Source organism: Bradyrhizobium sp. ISRA442 (assembly GCF_038085055.1).
GTDB lineage: Bacteria > Pseudomonadota > Alphaproteobacteria > Rhizobiales > Xanthobacteraceae > Bradyrhizobium.
This window is the reverse complement of the sequence record NZ_JALGCN010000012.1, coordinates 58,979-77,982: the sequence shown is the minus strand read 5'-3', so window position 1 is coordinate 77,982 and position 19,004 is coordinate 58,979. Positions and strand designations below refer to the sequence as shown.

19 protein-coding genes and 1 pseudogene are annotated in these 19,004 nt (G+C 61.3%); 8 read left to right on the top strand and 12 right to left on the bottom strand.

Features of this window, described 5'->3' with window-relative positions; all coding sequences use genetic code 11:
- Positions 1-17: 17 nt before the first annotated feature.
- The gene (locus tag MTR72_RS24440) at positions 18-368 is read left to right on the top strand and encodes a hypothetical protein (RefSeq protein WP_341511276.1); all 351 of its coding nucleotides are present in this window, start codon (positions 18-20) and stop codon (positions 366-368) included.
- A 148-nt stretch (positions 369-516) separates the two neighbouring features.
- Here MTR72_RS24440 and tnpB read toward each other — a convergent pair whose 3' ends face one another.
- From tnpB to MTR72_RS24425, 3 genes are all read right to left on the bottom strand, one after another.
- Positions 517-699 carry an IS66 family insertion sequence element accessory protein TnpB gene (gene tnpB / locus MTR72_RS24435; RefSeq protein ID WP_445819629.1) on the bottom strand — a complete coding sequence of 61 codons (183 nt, stop codon included), beginning with the start codon at positions 697-699 and terminating at the stop codon, positions 517-519.
- Between the two features lie 23 nt (positions 700-722).
- The gene (locus MTR72_RS24430; protein WP_341511275.1) at positions 723-908 is read right to left on the bottom strand and encodes a hypothetical protein; all 186 of its coding nucleotides are present in this window, start codon (positions 906-908) and stop codon (positions 723-725) included.
- 61 nt (positions 909-969) lie between these two features.
- Positions 970-1,158, bottom strand: coding sequence for a transposase (locus tag MTR72_RS24425; protein WP_341511274.1), 189 nt, complete (start codon positions 1,156-1,158; stop codon positions 970-972).
- Between the two features lie 398 nt (positions 1,159-1,556).
- Here MTR72_RS24425 and MTR72_RS24420 point away from each other — a divergent pair, with 398 nt between their 5' ends.
- Together MTR72_RS24420 and MTR72_RS24415 are read left to right on the top strand one after the other, a co-directional pair.
- The gene (locus MTR72_RS24420) at positions 1,557-3,239 is read left to right on the top strand and encodes a methyl-accepting chemotaxis protein (RefSeq protein WP_341511273.1); all 1,683 of its coding nucleotides are present in this window, start codon (positions 1,557-1,559) and stop codon (positions 3,237-3,239) included.
- Between the two features lie 85 nt (positions 3,240-3,324).
- Entirely contained in the window at positions 3,325-3,606 is a 282-nt protein-coding gene (locus MTR72_RS24415) for a hypothetical protein (RefSeq protein WP_341511272.1), read from the top strand.
- 356 nt (positions 3,607-3,962) lie between these two features.
- Here MTR72_RS24415 and MTR72_RS24410 read toward each other — a convergent pair.
- Together MTR72_RS24410 and MTR72_RS24405 are read right to left on the bottom strand one after the other, a co-directional pair.
- Positions 3,963-4,073 (bottom strand): annotated as a pseudogene (locus MTR72_RS24410) (JAB domain-containing protein); the annotation flags it as partial.
- Positions 4,074-4,172: 99 nt separating this feature from the next.
- Positions 4,173-6,839, bottom strand: coding sequence for a bifunctional diguanylate cyclase/phosphodiesterase (locus MTR72_RS24405; protein WP_341511271.1), 2,667 nt, complete (start codon positions 6,837-6,839; stop codon positions 4,173-4,175).
- Between the two features lie 958 nt (positions 6,840-7,797).
- Here MTR72_RS24405 and MTR72_RS24400 point away from each other — a divergent pair.
- Together MTR72_RS24400 and MTR72_RS24395 are read left to right on the top strand one after the other, a co-directional pair.
- The gene (locus MTR72_RS24400) at positions 7,798-8,145 is read left to right on the top strand and encodes a hypothetical protein (protein ID WP_341511270.1); all 348 of its coding nucleotides are present in this window, start codon (positions 7,798-7,800) and stop codon (positions 8,143-8,145) included.
- A 114-nt stretch (positions 8,146-8,259) separates the two neighbouring features.
- A complete protein-coding gene (locus tag MTR72_RS24395) occupies positions 8,260-9,174 on the top strand; it encodes a helix-turn-helix transcriptional regulator (RefSeq protein WP_341511269.1) in 915 nt (304 codons plus the stop codon).
- A 572-nt stretch (positions 9,175-9,746) separates the two neighbouring features.
- Here MTR72_RS24395 and MTR72_RS24390 read toward each other — a convergent pair.
- From MTR72_RS24390 to MTR72_RS24380, 3 genes are all read right to left on the bottom strand, one after another.
- The gene (locus MTR72_RS24390) at positions 9,747-11,450 is read right to left on the bottom strand and encodes an amidohydrolase (protein WP_341511268.1); all 1,704 of its coding nucleotides are present in this window, start codon (positions 11,448-11,450) and stop codon (positions 9,747-9,749) included.
- 94 nt (positions 11,451-11,544) lie between these two features.
- A complete protein-coding gene (locus MTR72_RS24385; protein ID WP_341511267.1) occupies positions 11,545-11,772 on the bottom strand; it encodes a hypothetical protein in 228 nt (75 codons plus the stop codon).
- Between the two features lie 17 nt (positions 11,773-11,789).
- Positions 11,790-12,974 (bottom strand): ABC transporter substrate-binding protein, encoded by a 1,185-nt coding sequence (locus MTR72_RS24380; protein ID WP_341511266.1) that lies wholly within the window; start codon positions 12,972-12,974, stop codon positions 11,790-11,792.
- A gap of 219 nt (positions 12,975-13,193) precedes the next feature.
- On the opposite strand from MTR72_RS24380, the gene MTR72_RS24375 reads away from it, so the two are divergent.
- Positions 13,194-13,784: a MarR family winged helix-turn-helix transcriptional regulator gene (locus tag MTR72_RS24375; protein ID WP_341511265.1), complete on the top strand. Its 591-nt coding sequence runs from the start codon at positions 13,194-13,196 to the stop codon at positions 13,782-13,784.
- 12 nt (positions 13,785-13,796) lie between these two features.
- On the opposite strand, the gene MTR72_RS24370 is transcribed toward MTR72_RS24375, so the two are convergent.
- The 3 genes from MTR72_RS24370 to MTR72_RS24360 all read right to left on the bottom strand — a co-directional run bounded on the left by MTR72_RS24370 (position 13,797) and on the right by MTR72_RS24360 (position 16,682).
- Positions 13,797-15,035, bottom strand: a complete 1,239-nt coding sequence (locus MTR72_RS24370) for an NAD(P)/FAD-dependent oxidoreductase (RefSeq protein ID WP_341511264.1) — start codon at positions 15,033-15,035, stop codon at positions 13,797-13,799.
- Positions 15,032-15,388 (bottom strand): non-heme iron oxygenase ferredoxin subunit, encoded by a 357-nt coding sequence (locus MTR72_RS24365; protein ID WP_341511263.1) that lies wholly within the window; start codon positions 15,386-15,388, stop codon positions 15,032-15,034. Before MTR72_RS24365 ends, MTR72_RS24370 begins: the two co-directional genes overlap by 4 nt.
- A gap of 70 nt (positions 15,389-15,458) precedes the next feature.
- Entirely contained in the window at positions 15,459-16,682 is a 1,224-nt protein-coding gene (locus tag MTR72_RS24360) for a Rieske 2Fe-2S domain-containing protein (RefSeq protein ID WP_341511262.1), read from the bottom strand.
- Between the two features lie 103 nt (positions 16,683-16,785).
- Here MTR72_RS24360 and MTR72_RS24355 point away from each other — a divergent pair, with 103 nt between their 5' ends.
- Positions 16,786-17,661, top strand: coding sequence for an SDR family NAD(P)-dependent oxidoreductase (locus tag MTR72_RS24355; protein ID WP_341511261.1), 876 nt, complete (start codon positions 16,786-16,788; stop codon positions 17,659-17,661).
- A 14-nt stretch (positions 17,662-17,675) separates the two neighbouring features.
- Positions 17,676-18,188 carry a cupin domain-containing protein gene (locus tag MTR72_RS24350; RefSeq protein WP_341511260.1) on the top strand — a complete coding sequence of 171 codons (513 nt, stop codon included), beginning with the start codon at positions 17,676-17,678 and terminating at the stop codon, positions 18,186-18,188.
- A gap of 255 nt (positions 18,189-18,443) precedes the next feature.
- Here the strand turns inward: MTR72_RS24350 and MTR72_RS24345 are convergent, their stop codons facing one another.
- Complete coding sequence (locus tag MTR72_RS24345) at positions 18,444-18,989, bottom strand: 4-hydroxylaminobenzoate lyase (protein WP_341511259.1); 546 nt, start codon at positions 18,987-18,989, stop codon at positions 18,444-18,446.
- Between the last annotated feature and the right edge of the window lie 15 nt (positions 18,990-19,004).

The window sequence follows — 19,004 nt, the reverse complement described above, 5'->3', positions numbered from 1 at the left end:
AGCGTGGAGTTTGGAGTATGCAAGGCCGTGGCTGGATGCCCTCGATCGTGCCCGGTGGCGACGATCAGACGGTCTACCTGGTGAAGGATGATCTGGGCCGCCTTGGCGCCGTTTGGCGCGAGGCTGATGCCGAAGCTGCCGACCTCGAGACAGTCATCACAGACCTGATGGCGGGCGAGTACAAAGACCCACTCCGCGTCATCGCCTTCAACACCCACGAGCGCTGGTCGGAGGACGTGTCCGAGGACGTTGCTCGCGAGATCCGGCGGCGCTTCGACCTGCAGCTCGCCGACGTGCCATCAGGCCTGCAGGACTTCGTCGAACGCCACGAAGGGCACCATCGGCAACTAGCGCTGCGGCTGGTCTAGTCGAGAGCCAGCATTGGAAATGACAATATGATCTTCCTCGGCCTCGACACAGAGCAAGCTTCCGATCGGATGGAAAAGTTACTGACCAATCTGGATGACGCGGAAGCTCAGCCGGCACGCCGCGATTCAATGTCCTCATGGCCGAAGCTTACAGACAAAACAGGCATGCTCCCTGGCCGTCATGCCAGATCACTTTCAATAGATCGCCTCTGCGTCCGCGAAAGCAGAACAAATGACCACTCAGCGGATCGCGGCGCAGCACCTCTTGCACCTGCAGTGACAATGAGGCGAAGCCTTTACGCATGTCGGTGTGGCCCGTCGCCAGCCACACCCGAACTCCCGTAGGAACCGGAATCATCGCTGATCCAAAACCGCGATGATCCGGCGAAGCGCCTCAACGTCAACGCCCGCATCAACAATGACGCGCCGCCTGCCGGGCAGCTCGATCTCGATCCGACGCTCCATTGAATGTGCGGTCGCGCTCTCCGACGCCGCGGGCACCCCCTCGGTCACAACAGTCTCAGACTTGGTCTTCGCCACGAAGGCTCTTCGCCAAGTCACCAATAGAGTGCGCGGCGGCAATCAGGGTGAGACTCCGCTCTCATCCTGATTGTCGCGCTATAAATAGAGAACGCGACAAGCCGTATCGCCGGGCTGTCGCCGCAACCTGGCGCGGCTCGGATAGGCTCTCCAAAACAATCCGCGCCTCCTCTTCCTCAGACCAACGCCGGCGCCGGCCTGTATCAACCACCTCCAGTCGATTCAACGTACTGATCGTATGGCTGTCCATACGTACAGTTCTCAACCATCCGGCCAGCCCGCCGCAAGGCGTCTCTCCTCGGAGGCTTACACTTCCGCAGCTGAGCCTATGAGATCGCCGACCTGCCAATGTTGCCCTTTCTCTAGACGCGAACAGTTTCACAGTTTCTGCGGACAGGCCAATATCGTCCAGAGTTTTGCGCATGACCGGCGCAAAGCGCCGACTGACGTGCACCTCCTTAACTTGCGCGATACTCCGCCAGAACCTCAAGCAACATGCACAACTTCTGTGCAGCCGCACATTGCAGTCACAAAGGCTTCAACTAAAAATTTGGCGAAAAGTTTACGAATACGTCGCAGCATGAGCGTTGAGAAGCAGCTGATTCATTTTTGCCGACTTTGCCAGCTCTACATTTTCATGGAGTGCCCATGCTTTCGCGCTTTTCGATTAAGAGTAAGTTGGTTGCCATCATCTCCTTCTTGGTTCTTGTCTCCGCGGGTACTGGTTTCCTTGCCATCAGCGATATGCAGCTCATCCGCGGCAGCGCAGTCGAGTTGCAAAGCCGCTGGTTGCCCGCTGTCCGCCTCCTCGGAAGCCTCAGGGCCTACACCATCAGATACGGCAGCGTGGTGCGCGATCACATTCTCGAAACGGATCCTGCAAAGAAGGCCTCCGCCGAAAAAGTTCTTGCCGATCTGACCCGCGATATCGAGAAGGACGGGAACGCTTATGAGGCGTTGGTCCTGTCTGCGGACGAGCAGAAATTGTACAAAGATTTCAAGCAGCTCTGGAACGCCTATGTCGATCAGGTTCCGGACGTGCTGTCTGCTTCGCGCAGGAATGATCTCGCCATCGCAGCCGATCTCATCGTTCATCAGATGCAGCCGCTACGGCAAGACAGCGGGCAGATGTTGCTGAAGGCGATCGAGATCAACAACCAGCGAGCCGCGGCGGCGGGTGGCCATGCCGAGCAGAGTTACACCTTTGCTTTCACGCTGATTGCTTCGATTTTTGCAGCGACGACAACGTTGGCCTTGCTCGTCAGTCTCTGGTTTGTGCGCGACGTTGCGAAGGGCTTTGGCTCGATTATCCTGCCCATGCGAGCTTTGGCCGGCGGAGACCTGACCGTCACGGTGCCGGACAAGAGCCAAGCAACGGAATTCGGTCAAATGGCTGCCGCCTTGCAGTCCTTCAAAGCGTCTCTCCTCGCCAAGCAGGCCGCCGACCGGCTCGCGTCGATCGAGGCGGAAGCCAAGCGCTTGCGCGGGGAGCGGATCGACAAGATCGCCGGGAATTTCCAGTCCATGATCGGTGAGCTGACGGGATCGTTGTCGATATCTTCTAGCGAACTCCAAAAGGCGGCCGCCACTCTATCCAAGACGGCAGAGGCGACGCAGGCGCTTTCGGGCACGGTCACCTCGACATCCGAGGAGGCGTCTGAAAATGTTCAGAGCGCTGCGTCAGCTACTGAACAAATGACGTCTTCTATCGGCGAAATTGGTCGCCAGATTGAAGCCTCGACAAAAATCACCGACGAAGCGGTGCAGCAAGCTGCGGAGACGAACCTTCGAATCAGCAGGCTGTCGAAGGCTGCAAGCCGCATCGGCGATGTTGTCGGCCTTATCACGACAATTGCCGGACAGACCAACCTTCTTGCGCTGAACGCGACGATCGAAGCGGCCCGTGCCGGCGAATCCGGCAGAGGCTTTGCGGTTGTCGCAACCGAGGTCAAGGCTCTGGCTGCGCAGACTGCTGAGGCAACCAGCGAGATCAGCGAGCAGATCGACGAGATACAGACTGCAACACAGGAAGCGGCCGATTCAATCAAGCACATCAGCACAACAATCGATCGTATCTCGGTAACGACGGCCGCAATTGCTGCAGCGGTGGAGGAGCAGGCGAATGCGACCGGCGAAATGTCGCGCAACCTGCAGCATGCCGCCCGCGGCACGACGCAAGTCGCGTCAACGAATGCGGAGGTCAAGCTTGGCGCGGTCGAGGCCGGATCTGCATCCACTCAAGTGCTATCTGCCGCGCGGTCGGTTACGTTGGAAAGCGATCGCTTGAAATGCGAAGTCGACAATTTCCTCAATTCCATCCGCGCGGCTTAGACAGCCCAGCGGCATCACTGAAAGCGAGTATTCTCTTTTTCATCCGTCTCGCGCTCAGCTCGTAAAGGCCGATTTGGAGATAGTTATGGGTGCGGTTGTTCATTTTAGGCGGCCGGCCGGGCGCTCAAATCCACAGCTCGATGTTCAGAAGGAAGATCGATTTCTTGCGGGCACATTGAGCACGCTTTCAAAGGAGCAGCTGGGGGTCGCGATCGGTCATCTGGAGACCGCCCTAGCACACGCTGAAGACCTTCGCGGCCGACTGAAGCCAGGGCCGGCTAAGGATGATTTCGAGCTGAAACTAGCGACGCTAATTGGAAAGCTCGATCGGTTGCGCCAACAGGTGCGAGAATTGTACTCAAGCTAACGACACGGACCCAGGGCGTTACGCCCTCGTCTAGTTCACTTTTTGAGCAAGAGCCCTAGCTTGCGGGCCATGCGCCTGACCGAGGCGGTGTATCTGCCTAACTTCCCCGATATCTCGGATGTGCTTGCCCCCTGCCGCACCATGCGGGTCATCACTTGTATCTCAGACTCGGTCCACTCCTTGGGTTTCGGCTTCATGGGGTAGGGGAAGCAAATCTCACACCGAGATAGCGGCTGCCGAATTTCGATATCGGAAATCTCCAACGCACACAAATTGGGTGCGGCGCCCATTTTTCGCGCGCCAAAACTCGATGAGGTGGTCAAAAAAAGTATCCGTCCGCTGCCAACACGAGATCCCTAGATCAGCCGCATCCCCCTCAAGCTCGCATGCCCGTTCCTGCCGACGATGATGTGGTCATGCACGGCAATCCCCAGCAGCTTGGCGATGTCGATGACCGCCTTGGTCACTATGGGAACAAAGCTAAACCATGCTTCGACCAGAAGCTCACGGCATGCGAGACTGATCTGGCCGGCCCAGCCAGGCCGAATACGCGGCGCTACTCGAAATCATGCAGCGGAGGCATGCTCAGTCGATAAGAGCTGCTTTAGTCGCGCGACTGGTACGGCAGGGCTGAAAAGATAACCCTGCATTTGACTACAGCCGAGATCTCTGAGGATCTCACGCTGCTCCTCCGTCTCGACGCCTTCCGCCGTAGTCGCCATCCTGCGTGCGGCGGCCATGGTCACCACGGCCCGCACAATCGGGGAGGAATCCTCGAGCTCCCCGATGTCATTAATGAAGCTACGGTCAATCTTGATCTTGTCGAAAGGGAAACGATGAAGGTAGCTGAGTGACGAGTACCCGGTTCCGAAATCATCAAGCACTATGCGCACCCCTAACTCGCGCAGTTGCTGAAGAATGGTTAGCGCCTCCTGATCATCACGGATGAGAACTGTCTCGGTGATCTCCAGCTCGAGCCGGCTGGGCGCGAGGTTCGATTCGGCAAGTGCGGCGGCAACCTTCAGGGCCAAGGTTTTGGATCGGAACTGAATTGGTGACACGTTGACGGCAACCCGGATCTGGTCGGGCCAGCTGGCTCCCTCTGTGCAGGCCTGCTTCAGAACCCAATCGCCGATTTCGCCAATGAGGCCGGTTTCTTCGGCAACGGGGATGAATTGGGCCGGGGAAATCATGCCGCGTTCAGGATGCCGCCAACGCAGCAGCGCCTCACAACCTGTCACCGTATTGGCCGATAGATCTACCAGAGGCTGGTAGTGGACCTCAAATTCCCCACGAGCCAGTGCTTGACGGAGATCGAGCTCGAGCTGACGTCGTAGGCTCGACTTGGTGTCGTATTCTTTCGCGAAGAGACGGAACGTGCTTCGGCCCTCAGACTTCGCTGCGTACATCGCGAGATCGGCACGCTTAAGCAGATCGTCGATATTGTCGCCGTGGTCCGGAGCGATCGCGATGCCGATGCTGGCGTCCGCCGAGATCTGCTGCCCCTTGCAGTTCACGGGCGCACGTAGGGCTTCCAAAATCTGCTGCGCGAGCGCGCTCAGCTCGTTTGAATCTCGGGCGTCCGCTTTGACGATCGCAAATTCATCGCCGCCGAGACGCGCAACCAAGTCGTTGGCGGTCACACAGCTTCGCAGGCGCTCGGCGACCTGCCGCAGCAGTTCGTCTCCAGCCTCGTGGCCAAGTGTATCGTTCACACCCTTGAATTCATCGATGTCGATGTAGAGAATCGCAAACGATGTGCCATCGGCTAGTTCGGCGACCCGGCGTTCGAGGTGTCCCCGCAACAGCCCGCGATTAGGGAGGTCTGTGAGCGTGTCGTAATGCGCCATATGCGCGATGCGTTCGTCGGCACGGAGCCGCTCAGTGACGTCCTCGTGTGTGGCAAGCCACCCGCCAGGAACGGCCGGTTGATTTCGAATCTCAATAAGACGGCCATCCGTCGTCTCCACGATTGAGCTCTGGGTACTGCCGGCTGCACTCAGTGTGGTGCTACAGTAGGAATTGATATCGCCCTGAAATGAGCCAGTGTCGTGCCGGTGCTGGATGACATCGCGAAAACTGATGCCCGGTTTGACGACATCTGCCGACAACCCATACATTTCGAGGTAGCGGCGATTGCAGACGATGAGCCGTTCGTCCTGATCAAACATCAAGAGGCCCTGCGTCATGGTGTTCATCGCAGTATCGAGGCGCTGTTTTTCCAGCGAAAGCCTGCGTGTCATTTGCCGGAATACCAAGTACAGCGTCAACACAAGTAGCGCGATTAATACCACTGCGACCGCGACGAAAAACTTGGTCTGGGTACGCCAAGTTGCCAGTGTTGCATCGACCGACTTCGTTGCAACCACCACCAGCGGCTCTGCCGTCAACATGCGCGAGGCAACGAGGCGTTCTTTGCCGTCAATCGGGCTTGCAAGCTGGGTCGTGACAAACGGCCGGTCGAAGACGGTCATCTGCTCCGCCGATCCTCCCCGAAAGTTTTGGCCGATCATGGAATGAGAGCGCGGAATGCGCGCGAGCAACTGCCCATTCTGATGATGCATGGCAATGGAGGAATCTTCGCCGAGACCTGTCGATACAAAGAACGCCTCCAATTGCTCCGGCGTAATCGCGCGCGTGACGACGCCGAGGAACTCACCATGCGGACCGGAGACGCGGCGCGCAAATACGATTGCAAATCCGCCCCTGAACCGACCGGGCACGACTTCGACCTCTTCCACGGAGGTCGGTTCGGTTCTTAGTCGTTTGAAGTACGTACGATCTGAAATCTTGATGTCGTCGACGGGCCAGCGTTTCGACGAGTTGATCAAAACGCCACTAGCATCGAACACGTTGGCGCCGGATACATCCGTCCACCCGCTCGCTTTTCCGCGCAGCATCTCATGCACGGCCAACGTGGCCATGTCACCGCGAAACACATCGGGAGAAGCGATGCCATGGCTCTCCATTTCCGCTATGATGCTCGTCTGCAGCACCGAGAAGTCTTCGAATTCGCGGTCGAAGTGTCGCGCCAGCAGGCGCACGGCACTTTCCAGGTTCTCACGCCCCGCTTCAATCGCGTTCTGTCGAAAGCGCTCGACCGTTAGAGCCGTGCCGATGGCCGTCGCCGCCATCAAGACGACGCCGCCCGCAATCAGCCAGGTCAGCGGCGCGCTGCGCCAGCGTCGCAGCGCAACGCGCAAGCGCGTAGCCCATCGGATTGATATGCCCATGCAGTTCTCCCCGGCATGCAAGATACAGCAAAACCGAAAAGACGCCGTTACCAGCAACGGTAATCAAAATGTTAATGAATGGCGGGGGTTCGCGTAATTTTACTGGCAGCATCGCGCTCCCCGGACGACCCAACGGCTGCGAACAATTCTACTCGTTCGCGTATGCGTTGTTATTGGAAGAAACAGGCCAATGGCCGATGTCAGCTTTGACGCCTCCAGCGCCGTCTGCCACTCCGGCTGATCGTGCACGGTCTCAGGGAGCGCGGCGATGTACTCGCCGGCCTCGCGCAAGGCGCAACGCCCCGCCGCTGCAGGTGGTCGAGCGCGCCGTCGCGCAGCTTGATCGGGTCGTCGAACGGGCGGCCCCAGCCCTTCAGTTCAGGCATGCCGGTGTTGTAGCATTGGCCCACCCGTAACGATCAGTTAGGGCGCTGCGATTATACTGAGGGTTGTCGGGTCTCCACACCCCACCCGACCAGTAATGCGTATCTTGGAATGAGAACAGCCCCATCCCTTAATTGTCGGGGTGGGGCCGTTTTCGCGGCGTTTTCGCACGACTGGAAAATCAACGTCGGGAGCCTAGCGAAAATGCAGGTCCAATGTCCCAAATGCAAAGTGATCGCGGCCATTGGAAGTACCAAGTGGTTCTTGGACGGCGGCGAATGCCGGGAGCTTCGCGGTACTGAGGCGGGCGAGGCCGGGGCCTACGAAAAGTGCCCCGTCCTGATAGAAGCAGTGGCCAACGCCGAGCAAAATGCCGCCGCCCTCAGACCACTTCGAAGATAAATGGAGACGCACGAGCGCCGCAGGAACCACCGGTTCCCAAGCAGCTTGGTATTGTGCCGGTCTACCGCCGATTGACCGGCATGGAATGGCGGCCCCGGCGGTGCCCCCAAGCCCCCGCGCTGTCGGGGTCGTTCGATTCGCAATTCCCGCATCGCGGCCCTATCTTCTCATCATGCCCAGCACCTTCGAGTTCTGTCTGCCCAGCAGAGCAACCAGCGTCCCGTCCGGCCCGGACTGGCTCCACGAGATCAAGTACGACAAGGCCACTCCGGCCGAACATATGGGCCGGGTGCGCGCGCAAGGCGACTTTCGCCCCATGGCCGCAGACAAGGCCGCGATGGACGAACTGATCACGATCCTACAAAGCCGGGACGACTTTTACGCAGGCGCGCGCGTGACGCTCGACACATCGGACGCCACGGTGAAGGACTACGCGACACGGCTGTTGCGGATCATCAGATGCTACTGCGTCTCAGGTTGTCCCTGGCAGTCGCGAAATCGATCTTTCAACCCGACCTGACGAGCGGTAGGGCTGCCCGACCTTTGGCGGGGAAAAGTTGCGGCGCGCTGCTTGAAAGGCGATCTGTGCTGTATGTTGGAGGTCCCGTCTAAGGCCCCTCCTCCGCCAGCGCGCATGAAAACGGCACAAAAGTCCCGAACCAACAAGAGCGCCAGCGAAAGAAAGGCTCGGCTGGAAACCAACGCGAAAACGTTCGTCGCCCTGGTTGGGGAGCGCGTGCGCGAAGCGCGTGAGCGGCGAGGCATCTCGCGACGGGCCCTGTCGGAGCTTTCCCAGGTTTCGTTGAGGTATCTTGCGCATCTCGAGGGCGGGACCGGAAACATCTCGATCGCCCTGTTGTGGCGCGTGTCCGAGGCGCTCGATCATCGGATCGAGTGGCTGGTTGGAGCCGACGACCCCTGGAAATCGGAAACCGTCCATTGCGCGGAGCTTTTCCGGAGGGCAACGCAGGAGCAGCGCCGCCGCGTGATGAAGATCTTGGATCCCGGCGATCCGGCCGGATTGCGCGAGAAGCGGATCTGCCTCATTGGGCTACGCGGCGCCGGAAAATCAACCCTCGGCAGGATGCTGAGCAACGAGCTCTCGCTTCCCTTCCTCGAGCTCGACCAGGAGATCGAGGAAATCAGCGGGATGCCCGTCTCGGAAGTCATGGCTTTGTATGGTCAGGAGGGCTACCGGCGGCTGGAGCGCGACGCGCTCGAGCGCATCGTCGCGACGTCCAATCAAACAGTGCTTGCGGCCGCTGGCGGAATTGTCGCTGAGCCCGAGACGTTCAGCTACCTGTTGCGTCACTTCCACACCATCTGGATCAAGGCGCGCCCAGAAGATCACATGGAACGGGTGCGTAACCAGGGTGATCTTCGCCCCATGAGCGGGAATCCCAAAGCGATGGAAGAGCTCAACTCCATTCTGACCAGTAGAGCGGAGCTCTACTCAAAAGCAGAGACGACCGTGGACACGGCTGGCCGCTCTCCCGATCAAAGCAAGTGGGATCTGCTTACGGCCGTCCGGAAACTGGAGATCCTTTGATCTCAGTCTTTTCGGCGCGCTCTCTTAGACTGGGACCTGCCAAGCTTCGGCCCTCGAACCTTCCGTACGATAGCGCGCGCTGCGGTACCCACCCGTGAACACGCAATGGATTGTCGAGCCTCTGCTAGGATAAGCCTTGGGTAGGATTCTCAATGTGGAGGAAGCGAGAACGACTCGACAAAACTACGCTAAACTGCACGATGCTAACCGGCCGCACTACTCCCACTCAATCATTTCGAACGGCGCTTCCTTGTTGATTTGCAAATACAAATTTCCATGTCTGACGGACAAATGCCGACGGCATACCCACTGCAATCTTTCAGTCTTGAATTCACAGAATAATTTTGCTCCTCATAAGCACTAGCAATTCCGCTACCTATCGAAGTCTATCGATTGGATGGCGAGCCGCGTGCGCTGCTGAGACAATCTTCAAGTACCGTAAGATGACCGGAACACAACGCCGGTCCTCGGAGCCGCTCCCCTACATTGCTGTGGTCCGGCCCAGGCATTTGGCGTCGGCGGATGCTCTCGACGTCGACACTACGCGCTTGGGCATCAGCCTCCTCCCTGAGTCAGCGTTGAAAGACGATCTTGCCTCCGACCAGCGTGACATCCGCCTGGATGTCCTTGATCTGCTCTTCCGGAATGGCCATGTAGTCGGCGGAAAGGACCGTGAGGTCTGCAAGCTTGCCCGGCTGGATCGTACCCTTGCGTGCTTCGTCGAACGTGTAGCGCGAAGCTCCCGACGTGTAGAGACGGAGCGCCTGTTCGCGACTAATAGCTTCCGCGGCGCCGTACACGCTTCCATTGGGATCTTTCCGCGTCACCATGATGTACATGTTGAGGAACGGGTTGATCGGGTTGACGGGGAAGTCGGTTCCGGCACCGAGACTGTCCAGCCCCATTTTTTCGATCAAGGTCTTGGTCGGCACGGCGCGATCGGCGGTCGGCCGTCCCAGGAAGCGCTCGACGGTCGCGGCCTTATCCCACATAAAGACGTTCTGGAAATCGACCCTGACCCCCAACTTGTGAGCGCGCTCCATCTGCTCGGGCCTGATCAGACTCGCGTGAATGAGAACGAAGCGACGGTCCCGGATGGACCTTTCCTTGTCGGCCGCTTCGAAAGCATCGAGCACCTGGTCGATACCGAGATCGCCGACGACGTGCACGCCTACACGCCAACCGTAGCGATTGCAGATCGAGACGAGTTGCTTGAGCCGTTCGGGCGTTTGCTGGGCGATGCCATGGTAGTTATCGTGCGAGTCCGGATAGACATCGCGCATTAGCGCCGTCTTCAGGGTCATGCCGCCATCGTAAAAGATCTTGATGCCGGCGAACTTGACCCAGTCGTCGCCGAAGCCTGACGAAGCTCCGTTGCCCGACATGATTGCCTCCCAAGCGGTCAGCTCGGCGGGCGGCTCGGGTCTGAACATCAATCCGGTCCGCAACGTCGCTTGTCCGGACGCGGCGATCTTCTGCAGTGTGCGGACGTCGCGCGCTTCCGTGGCGCCTTCGACCGCGCTCGTGATCCCGAAACTGTTCAGTGCCCCCTCCGCGAGCGCGAACTGCCTGATTTCGTCGTCTTCGGTCCACGGCGGAACAGCCTTCTCGACCCGGTCGATCGCCGTCTCGACGAGGAGGCCGGTCAGTTCACCCGCGCCGTCGCGCTCGAAGGAACCGCCGCTCGGGTTCGCAGTGGTCTTGTCGACCCCTGCCTTCTGCAGTGCCATCGTGTTCGCCATGGAGAAATGACCGACGGTCCGCAGATAGACCGGATTGTCGGGCGCGACGCGGTCGATCTCCTGCCTCGTTAGATACCGTTTCTCGGCGAGTTGCGACGGCGGGTGCCACGCGCCGCCCACAATCCAGTCGCCCGGCTTCTTCTTGGCCACGAACGTCTTGATCGCCTCGAGGGCTTCGGCGACCGTCTTGGCGCGGCTCATGTTGACGACATAGTCAGCGAGACCGGCCGCCTTGAAGTGAGCGTGAGTATCGATCAGGCCGGGAATCACGGTCTTGCCGGACACGTCGAGCACTTGCGTGCGCGCTCCGGCGAGCGCCCGGATGGATGCGCTGCTACCGGTCGCGAGAATTTTTCCGTCCCGAACGGCGATCGCCTCGGTCACGCTGGATCGTTCGTCGAGGGTTAGAACTTTTCCGTTGACGAGGACGAGATCGGGCGAGTTGACATCTCCTTGCTGGGCAACAGCGGGCGCTGCGCCTGCGAATAGAATTCCTGCACCGAGCATCGCGAGCGCCGCCGACCTGCAGACCATTCCAACCTCCCGATCGTTGTGTTCAATGGACGAACATCTTCCTCTTTTTCGATGATACCCCGCCCGTCAAAGCGGTCCACCGATTCAGGGTCGTTCACGCCGCGATCGTTGCGCTCCCATCAACGACGACGATCGAACCGGTCGAGAATGGCTTGCAGGCGAGAAAGAGGACCGCGTCGCGATGTCCAATGGCTCGCCCCAGGTTCGGCTGCTTTGGCACGAACGCGTCGAGGACGAGCCTTGGCACGAATGGCTTCACGAGGTGCTCCGGCGGGCCACCGGAGAGCTCAGGCACCGCCGCGAGCGGCTGGCCCCGCTTCACCACACTATCGGCAGCCCTCATTGCGCGGCCATGGTACCGGACATTGGCACCCAGCGCTCGCCGTCGAAACGTTGCGGGCGCAGCGACGTGATTAGGCGATAATCAGCCGGGCTGGTGTTGACGGTGATGCCCGGGATCAGGCCCGGCAGCGCCACGTTCTTCAGTGCAGTGGCCTGCTTCATGATGTTCTGCCGGGACAGATCGTTACCGCAGGCCTCGATGACCTTGGTCATGAGAACAGCGACGTTCCACCCGGTGAAGTTGAGCTGATCCTCGATATCGCCCTCGGGATAATACTTCCTCATGAAAGCTAGCCACTCCAGATAGGCGGGGTCGTTGGCCCATTCGGGATCGCCGACCGACTTGGTCGGCGTCGCAGAGATCGCTCCCTTGGCGTTGTCGAGCCCGGCCGGCTTGAGGATCGTCGGCACGAAGTTGCTGCCGATCGGCAGGAACTGCTGCGCGCGCCAGCCGAGCTCGCCCGCCTTGCGGATCGCCTGGGAAGTAAATTTGCCGGTCGACGCATTGAGAAAGACGTTGGCGTTGGTGCTTGCCAGCGCCACGACCTGCGAATCGACTGTGGGCGACGTGACTTCGTAAGGCGATGTCGCGACAATCTCGGCCTTGGGATCGAGCCGGGCCAGTTCGGCCTTGAAGCTGCGAAGATATTCGCGTCCGTAGTCGTCGTTCTGGTACAACACGGCCACGCGCGCTCCGGGCGTGTGTTCGGCCACCAACCGCGCGTAGATCGCAGCCTCGGTGCTGAACAGCGTCATCCCCGAGATCGTATAGGGACTGGTCTTCGGATCGGCAAAGCGCTCGCTGGCCGCGAACACGAACAGCTGAGGGATCTTCTTGGCATTGAGATATTTCTGGACCGCGGCGTTCTGTGCGGTTCCCATGCTGCCGAAGATCGCGACCGCCTCGTCATTTTCTATCAGTCGGCGCGTCTGCTCCACTGCCTTCGGCGGACTATAGCCATCGTCAAGCGAGATCAGCTTGACCTTGTGGCCATTGATGCCGCCGCGATCGTTGATCATCTGGAAATAGCGGGTCTGCACCTTGCCAACGGCGCTCAGGGCCGATGCCGGCCCGCTATACGGCATGGTCTGCCCGAGAACCAGTTCAGTGTCCGCCGCCCTGGCCGAACCGCAAGCAGCCAGTGCAGCCGCCAACACCAATGTCGCGCAAAATCCGCGCATTGCGCTCCTCCCTCGATTTTTCTTACCTGGAATATTCTTCCTAGGAAGGTATTTTGTCAACCCGCGCTACGCGGCCGCAATTGGCCGCTGCGCCGCGGCCATGCACGGGGCTGGAGCGAGACCAAGAACTTGCGAGGCGACACCTGAATTTGGCGGTGCTAGATTGCTGCGACGCATGATGCCGGGCAATTGGCGCGCGGCGAAGGGGGCTGGAAGGGAATGAAGAAGAGCAGCGTGTCACGCCGCGCCGAACCCGCGATCAAGCAGCCGCCATCGCCTGACAGCACCCTTTACGACGATATCGAGGCCGCGTGGCTGGAGCAACGGCCCGACCTCGACCTCGCCGCCGCCTGCACCTTGCTGCGGCTGGAGCGCGTCAACCAGCTCCACGAAATGCGCCTGCAGGAAATATCGAAGGCGGTCGGACTGCAGACTGGCGAGCTCTATGTGCTGCTGGCGCTGCGGCGCTCGGGCAAACCGTACGAGCTGCGTCCCACCGACCTGTTCCGGGCCCTTCTCGTCACATCGGGCGCGATGACCAAGCGCGTAGCACGGCTGCAGGAAGGCGGCTTCGTGCTGCGCGTCTCCGCCAGCGACGACGGCCGCTCCGAGCTGGTCCGTCTCACCGCCAAGGGTCTTGCGACCGCCGACCGCGGCATCGCCGAGGTGGCAAGGGTCGTCGCGCGCACGATCGAGGCAAGCGGGCTGACCAAGGCGGAGATCGTGATGCTCGATCGCTGCCTGCGCAAGTTGCTGGCGGTGCGGACGGTGACGCCGAAGAAGTCCGGCCGGCTTACCGCGGCGGACTAGCTGCGGCACCGGCTACGCGATGGCCCTGGCACCCGCCTTCAGCAGCAATCTGAGATCGCATGAACTGTCCTCGGCTTGGCTCGGCGTCGGCGAAATGCCCGCTGCTATCAGGCGCCGCGCCACCATCTGATCCCCGGGATTGTTGATGCTCTCGACGCCGACCAGCCTGCCCTGCCGGTAATTGAACACGGAGAAGCGGCCAGCCTCGATCGAGCCGCGGATCACGATGCTGTCCCTGCGCGCGGCATGACCGACGATCTGAAGCTTGAGATCGTGCTGATCCGACCAGAACCGCGGCACGCTGTTGTATGGCTGCCGGCTCTCCGCGATTGCAAGCCCGACGGTGCGTCCCTGGTCCTGCGCGTGCTGAACCGACTCCAGCCTGATCCATTCCTCGGCAAACCGGTTGAAGTGCGTGGTGCAGTCGCCAGCGGCGTAGATGTTCTCGCGTGCGGTTCGACCGTGCTGATCCACCACGATGCCATTGGCGCATCGGAGCCCGGCAGCGGCGGCGAGCTCGTGGTTCGGGATGCCGCCGATGCCGACGACGACCAGGTCCGTGCCGAGGCGGACGCCGCCGTCCAGCTCGACCGCCGCCACTCGTCCCCCATCGCCGACGATTGCCGAAACAGACGTGCCGAGCTTCACCCCGACGCCCGCCCGGGTATGGATGTCGAGCAGGAAGCGCGACAGCACCGGTGATACCGCCCGCTCGAGCAGCCGGGAGGCGGCCTCGACCACCGTCACCCGCTTGCCGAGCCTGGCCGCAGACGAAGCCACCTCGAGGCCGATGAAGCCGCCGCCGACGATCACGATCTCGCTCGTCCGGCCGAGCCGCGCCTTGAGATCGGCGGCATCTGCGGCGGATCGGAGATAGCAGACCCCGTCGAGTTCGGCCCCGCGGACCGCTATCCGCCTCGCGCGCGAGCCGGTAGCGATGACCAGTCTGTCGAAGCCAAGTACGGTGCCGTCGGCCAGCGCTACTCTTCCTGCATGGCGGTCAATCGCGACGGCGCGGTGGCCCAGCAGCAGTTCAATCCGCTTGCCCGCGAAAACAGCCTCATCGCGCAGAATGAGCGTCTCGGCACTGAACTGATCAAGCAAGAACTCCTTCGAAAGCGGCGGCCGTTGATAGGGCAGTGACGTCTCGTCGGCGACCACGATCACCGGTTCGGCATAGCCGGCGTCCCGCGCCGTGAGCGCGGCCTCGATTCCGGCATAGGATGCGCCGATGACGACAAGTCCGCTCATGGCTTGACGTCGACCCCGCCGTGACCGGCGGCTTGCAGGGCAGCGTCGCCGTCGAGCTCGACATAGACGTCGCCATCACGGATCTCGACCTTAAATGCCTTGATGTCCTTGTAGGCGCTGGACTGGCATTTTCCGTCACGGACATCGAACATCGCCCCGTGTAGCGGGCATTCGATCACATGGCCTTCGAGAAACCCCGTCGACAGCAGCGCAAATGCGTGCGAGCAGACGTCATCCGTTGCGAAGACATCGTCGCCGACCTTGTAGAGTGCGATGCGCCGGTCGCTCACCTTGAAGCCCACCGGCTCTCCCTCCGACAGTTTCGCGACGGCGCACAGGCGGTGCCAGATCATGGGGCATCTCCTCGATCAGAGCTGGGAAATCGACGCGGACATGCAGTCGCGTCCTTCGCTTTCGATCCCGTCAACGGGGAATCTGCCGCCAATCCTCGGAGGCGGAGGCAAGCCGACCGCCGACCGCGCGGATGTCCTTGTAGGACATGGTCTCGCTTTGGCCGCTCTTCGGCGGCTTTCCCGCCATGAAGCCCCGCACCTCGTCGAGCAGCTGGCGACGCACCCTGACGATCGCCTGGTCCGCCGAGCACAGATATTCCTGCGAACGGTCGACTATCGGGCCCATGCTGACCATAACCACGAAATCCTCGATGACGATCTCATGGAAGCCGGTGCTGTTGCCGGCATCCATGATCTGGCGGTTCTGGCCCCAATTGTTTGATTGATCGCCCGGCAGGCCGCCGGCCATCGGCCACTGGTTGGCACGCTGCACCTTGCGCCAGGAATCCACGGGCTTTTCCGGATTGTAGTAGATGTACCACTGGATCAGGTTCTCATCGTCGATCGGCACCGCGATGATCGCAGTGCGATCCTGCTGGGGTCCGGAGAAGATCGGCGCGATCAAGCCGTAGTACGGCATCACGAACTCGGTGACGCGGGCGAGGCACGATCCGTCGGGCGCAGTGCGCAATGCCGCAGCACGGAAGCCATAGGGCTTCTTCTCGAACTCGTAGCCGACTTCGGTGTTGACCCGCGTTGCGCCGAAGTCGGTTGACGAAGTCGCGGTCCAGCTCTGGTGCAGCAGTGCGACGTGCGAGGAATCGATGGTGGCCTCGACGCCCTGCAGCCAGTTCGCCTTCAGCTCGATTCCGGCGGCGTAGACCTGGTCCGGCGGCAGATCCATCCATTCAAAGTCCGGCGCGGGCGGCGCGTCGCCTTCGCCCAGCCAGACCCAGATCAAGCCGGCGCCCTCGCGTGTCGGATAGGCTTTCGCTTTGACGGTCTTGGCGAACTCCTTCGGGTTGTTTGGCTCGTTGGGAACGTCCAGCACCGCGCCATTGGCGCGGATCTTCCAGCCGTGAAACAGGCAGGTGAGCGAGCAGTCATCGATGCGCGCGAGCGCAAGCGAGGCGCCACGATGCGGACAGGCCTCGTCGAGAAATCCGACCGTGCCGTCCTTGCCCCGGAACGCCACGAAATTGCGGCCGAACAGCTTGACCCGCACCGGCGCCTCGCCCTTGCGCACGCGCACCGAGAGCACTGCCGGCAGCCAGTAATGCTGGCGCAGCATCCGTCCCATCGGCGCGTCGCCTGTGACGCGGCACAGCAATTCGTTCTCTTCCCTCGTGATCATCGCAAACCTCCCTGGTTGACGCCTCCGGCGTTCTTGGCCTACTATCTTCCTAGGAAGATTGTTGTCAAGTTGTCTTCCAAGGAAAGCCATATCGGGGAATCGCATGACCAAGGGACGGCTTGGGGACTGCATCGCGCTGGTGACAGGAGGAAGCCGCGGGGTCGGCAAGGGGGTGGCCATCGGCCTCGCCGAAGCCGGCGCGACCGTGATCGTCACGGCGCGCACGCGGAATAGCGGCGGATCGGAATGGCCGGGCTCGCTCGACGAGACCATCGCCGCGATCGACACAGCCGGCGGCCGCGGCATCGGCGTCCTGTGCGATCACTCGGACGATACAGCGGTGCGCGAGGTGTTCGACCTCGTCCGGCGCGACCACGGCCGGCTCGACGTTCTCGTCAACAACGTGTTTGCGGCGCCGAACGCGATGCCGGTCAACATCCCGTTCTGGCAGGTGCCGGCCTCGCTATGGGACACCATGCATCGCGTCGGCCTGCGCTCGCATTTCGTCGCCAGCCAGTTCGCCGTGCCGCTGATGCTGCCGCAGCAGCGCGGCCTCATCGTCAATACGTCCTCGGGCGGCGGCGTCCGCTACACGTTCAACGTTCCGTTCGGCGTGCAGAAATCGGGCGTCGACCGGATGGCGCGCGACATGGCGCATGAGCTGAAGCCGTTCGGCATTGCCGCGGTCTCGATCTGGCCCGGCTACATCAAGAGCGAGAAGCTTGCGGCGCAGCCCGACCGCGTGCCGCCGGCGCTCGCCAAACTGATTGCGGAGCGCGGCGAGACGCCGGTGTTCGCCGGGCGCGCGGTCGCCGCGCTCGCCGCCGACCCCGGCGTGATGGCCAAAAGCGGCCAAATCCTGCTCGCCTCGGAGTTGGCGGCCGAATACGGCTTCACCGATGTCGACGGCAAGGTCCCACCGCCGCCGAGCCGCGATCCCGCGCCGCTGTCCGTGTTCGCGCCAAACGTCAAGACCTGAGGGAGGAGAAACCCATGCAGATCGCAATCGCAGCCCTGGCGCCGTTCGCGGAGCGCGACTGGCACCCGCTGTCACTGGCCCTTATCAGCGGCTTCGCCTGCGCGGTCGGGATCGCTAAGACCATTGCGCTGGCGATGAGCGCGACAACAGCATTCCCGGCGCCGCTGTGCGCCGAGATGTCTTCGTCGGGCACGTCGCTCAACAAGGTTGAGGTGATTTCCTCGCACGCGCTGCCGAATGTACCGGGCAAGCGCGTCACGGCGGTGCGCGTCAGCTACGGGCCAGGCGGCTTCACGCCGCCGCACCGCCACGGCGGCTCGGTGACCGCCTACATCACCAAAGGTCAGGTCCGCTCACAGCTGAGCGGTGGCCCGCTGGAGACGTTCGAGGTAGGGCAATCGTTCTTCGAACCGCCCGGCGCGACGCATCTCGTTTCCGCCAACGCGAGCAACACCGAACCGGCCGAACTGATAGCCGTCTTTGTCGCTGATGAGGGAGCTGAATTGACTACCCTTCTCGAGCCATAGTTCAACGGACCGGCCGGCTTCTGCTGTCCAACGGGGCCGAAGAACACGGTCTCGCGGTCGCTCTGCGGATCGACGTCGAGACTGTGGACGACAATGCCGGCCCGAACTCCGCGCGGTGACGAGAGTTGCTCCGCCTTCCGACGGACAGCTGGGTCGGCACCGGGTCATCGGCCTTGACCCTCTACGGATAAACTGGCGCCATTTCCTTTGCTCCAAAGCGGAGGGGCCATCGTATCGAGCCACCTCGGAGCTCCGTTACCGATCAGACGGAGCCTTGAAATCGTATGAAATGCGTCCAGCCGGCAGGTAGAACAGCGCGATCACCGCCCCGCCCCTGACCTCGGGATAGTGCCTGCTGCCCGGATCCGGCGCCGTCCACCCCGGTCCTTGCCAGCCCTGCAATCCCTTCAACTCCGCGCCCTTGTTCAAGGGCACCACGAGGTTGAGTTCGCCATAGGGGTGGCCGTGATACTGTCCGCGCAACACGTCGTGATCGTCTTCGTCCTTGAAGCGGTGCGGATCGGCGCTGTTCATGTACACGGCGGTGATGCTGAACTGGAACGTTTCGGGAGTGGGCTCCAGGATGCGGCTGCGCCGGTAATTCGGGCCGTCCACCTCCTGGTTTGCCGCCCATCCCTCCTCGACGCCGATTTTGATCAGGCGAGCCAGATCCTGGTAAAGCGCGCTGTTTTCGCCGTATGTCTCGTTAAGCCAGCGTTCCATCTTGGCGCCAGGCGTCATGTCCTTGACTTCCCGGAGAAACGGAATGCTGCGCTGAATCAGTTCTTCTCGGCTTCCCATAGTGATCTCTCCTCT

Bases quoted from the DNA above. Each gene is read 5' to 3' on its own strand.
- MTR72_RS24405 (WP_341511271.1), bottom strand. From the start codon at position 6,839: ATGGGCATATCAATCCGATGGGCTACGCGCTTGCGCGTTGCGCTGCGA.
- MTR72_RS24420 (WP_341511273.1), top strand. From the start codon at position 1,557: ATGCTTTCGCGCTTTTCGATTAAGAGTAAGTTGGTTGCCATCATCTCC.
- MTR72_RS24355 (WP_341511261.1), top strand. From the start codon at position 16,786: ATGACCAAGGGACGGCTTGGGGACTGCATCGCGCTGGTGACAGGAGGA.
- MTR72_RS24400 (WP_341511270.1), top strand. From the start codon at position 7,798: ATGCCCAGCACCTTCGAGTTCTGTCTGCCCAGCAGAGCAACCAGCGTC.
- MTR72_RS24345 (WP_341511259.1), bottom strand. From the start codon at position 18,989: ATGGGAAGCCGAGAAGAACTGATTCAGCGCAGCATTCCGTTTCTCCGG.
- MTR72_RS24375 (WP_341511265.1), top strand. From the start codon at position 13,194: ATGAAGAAGAGCAGCGTGTCACGCCGCGCCGAACCCGCGATCAAGCAG.
- MTR72_RS24425 (WP_341511274.1), bottom strand. From the start codon at position 1,158: ATGGACAGCCATACGATCAGTACGTTGAATCGACTGGAGGTGGTTGAT.
- MTR72_RS24360 (WP_341511262.1), bottom strand. From the start codon at position 16,682: ATGATCACGAGGGAAGAGAACGAATTGCTGTGCCGCGTCACAGGCGAC.
- MTR72_RS24370 (WP_341511264.1), bottom strand. From the start codon at position 15,035: ATGAGCGGACTTGTCGTCATCGGCGCATCCTATGCCGGAATCGAGGCC.
- MTR72_RS24440 (WP_341511276.1), top strand. From the start codon at position 18: ATGCAAGGCCGTGGCTGGATGCCCTCGATCGTGCCCGGTGGCGACGAT.
- MTR72_RS24350 (WP_341511260.1), top strand. From the start codon at position 17,676: ATGCAGATCGCAATCGCAGCCCTGGCGCCGTTCGCGGAGCGCGACTGG.
- MTR72_RS24365 (WP_341511263.1), bottom strand. From the start codon at position 15,388: ATGATCTGGCACCGCCTGTGCGCCGTCGCGAAACTGTCGGAGGGAGAG.
- MTR72_RS24380 (WP_341511266.1), bottom strand. From the start codon at position 12,974: ATGCGCGGATTTTGCGCGACATTGGTGTTGGCGGCTGCACTGGCTGCT.
- MTR72_RS24390 (WP_341511268.1), bottom strand. From the start codon at position 11,450: ATGGTCTGCAGGTCGGCGGCGCTCGCGATGCTCGGTGCAGGAATTCTA.
- MTR72_RS24395 (WP_341511269.1), top strand. From the start codon at position 8,260: ATGAAAACGGCACAAAAGTCCCGAACCAACAAGAGCGCCAGCGAAAGA.
- MTR72_RS24415 (WP_341511272.1), top strand. From the start codon at position 3,325: ATGGGTGCGGTTGTTCATTTTAGGCGGCCGGCCGGGCGCTCAAATCCA.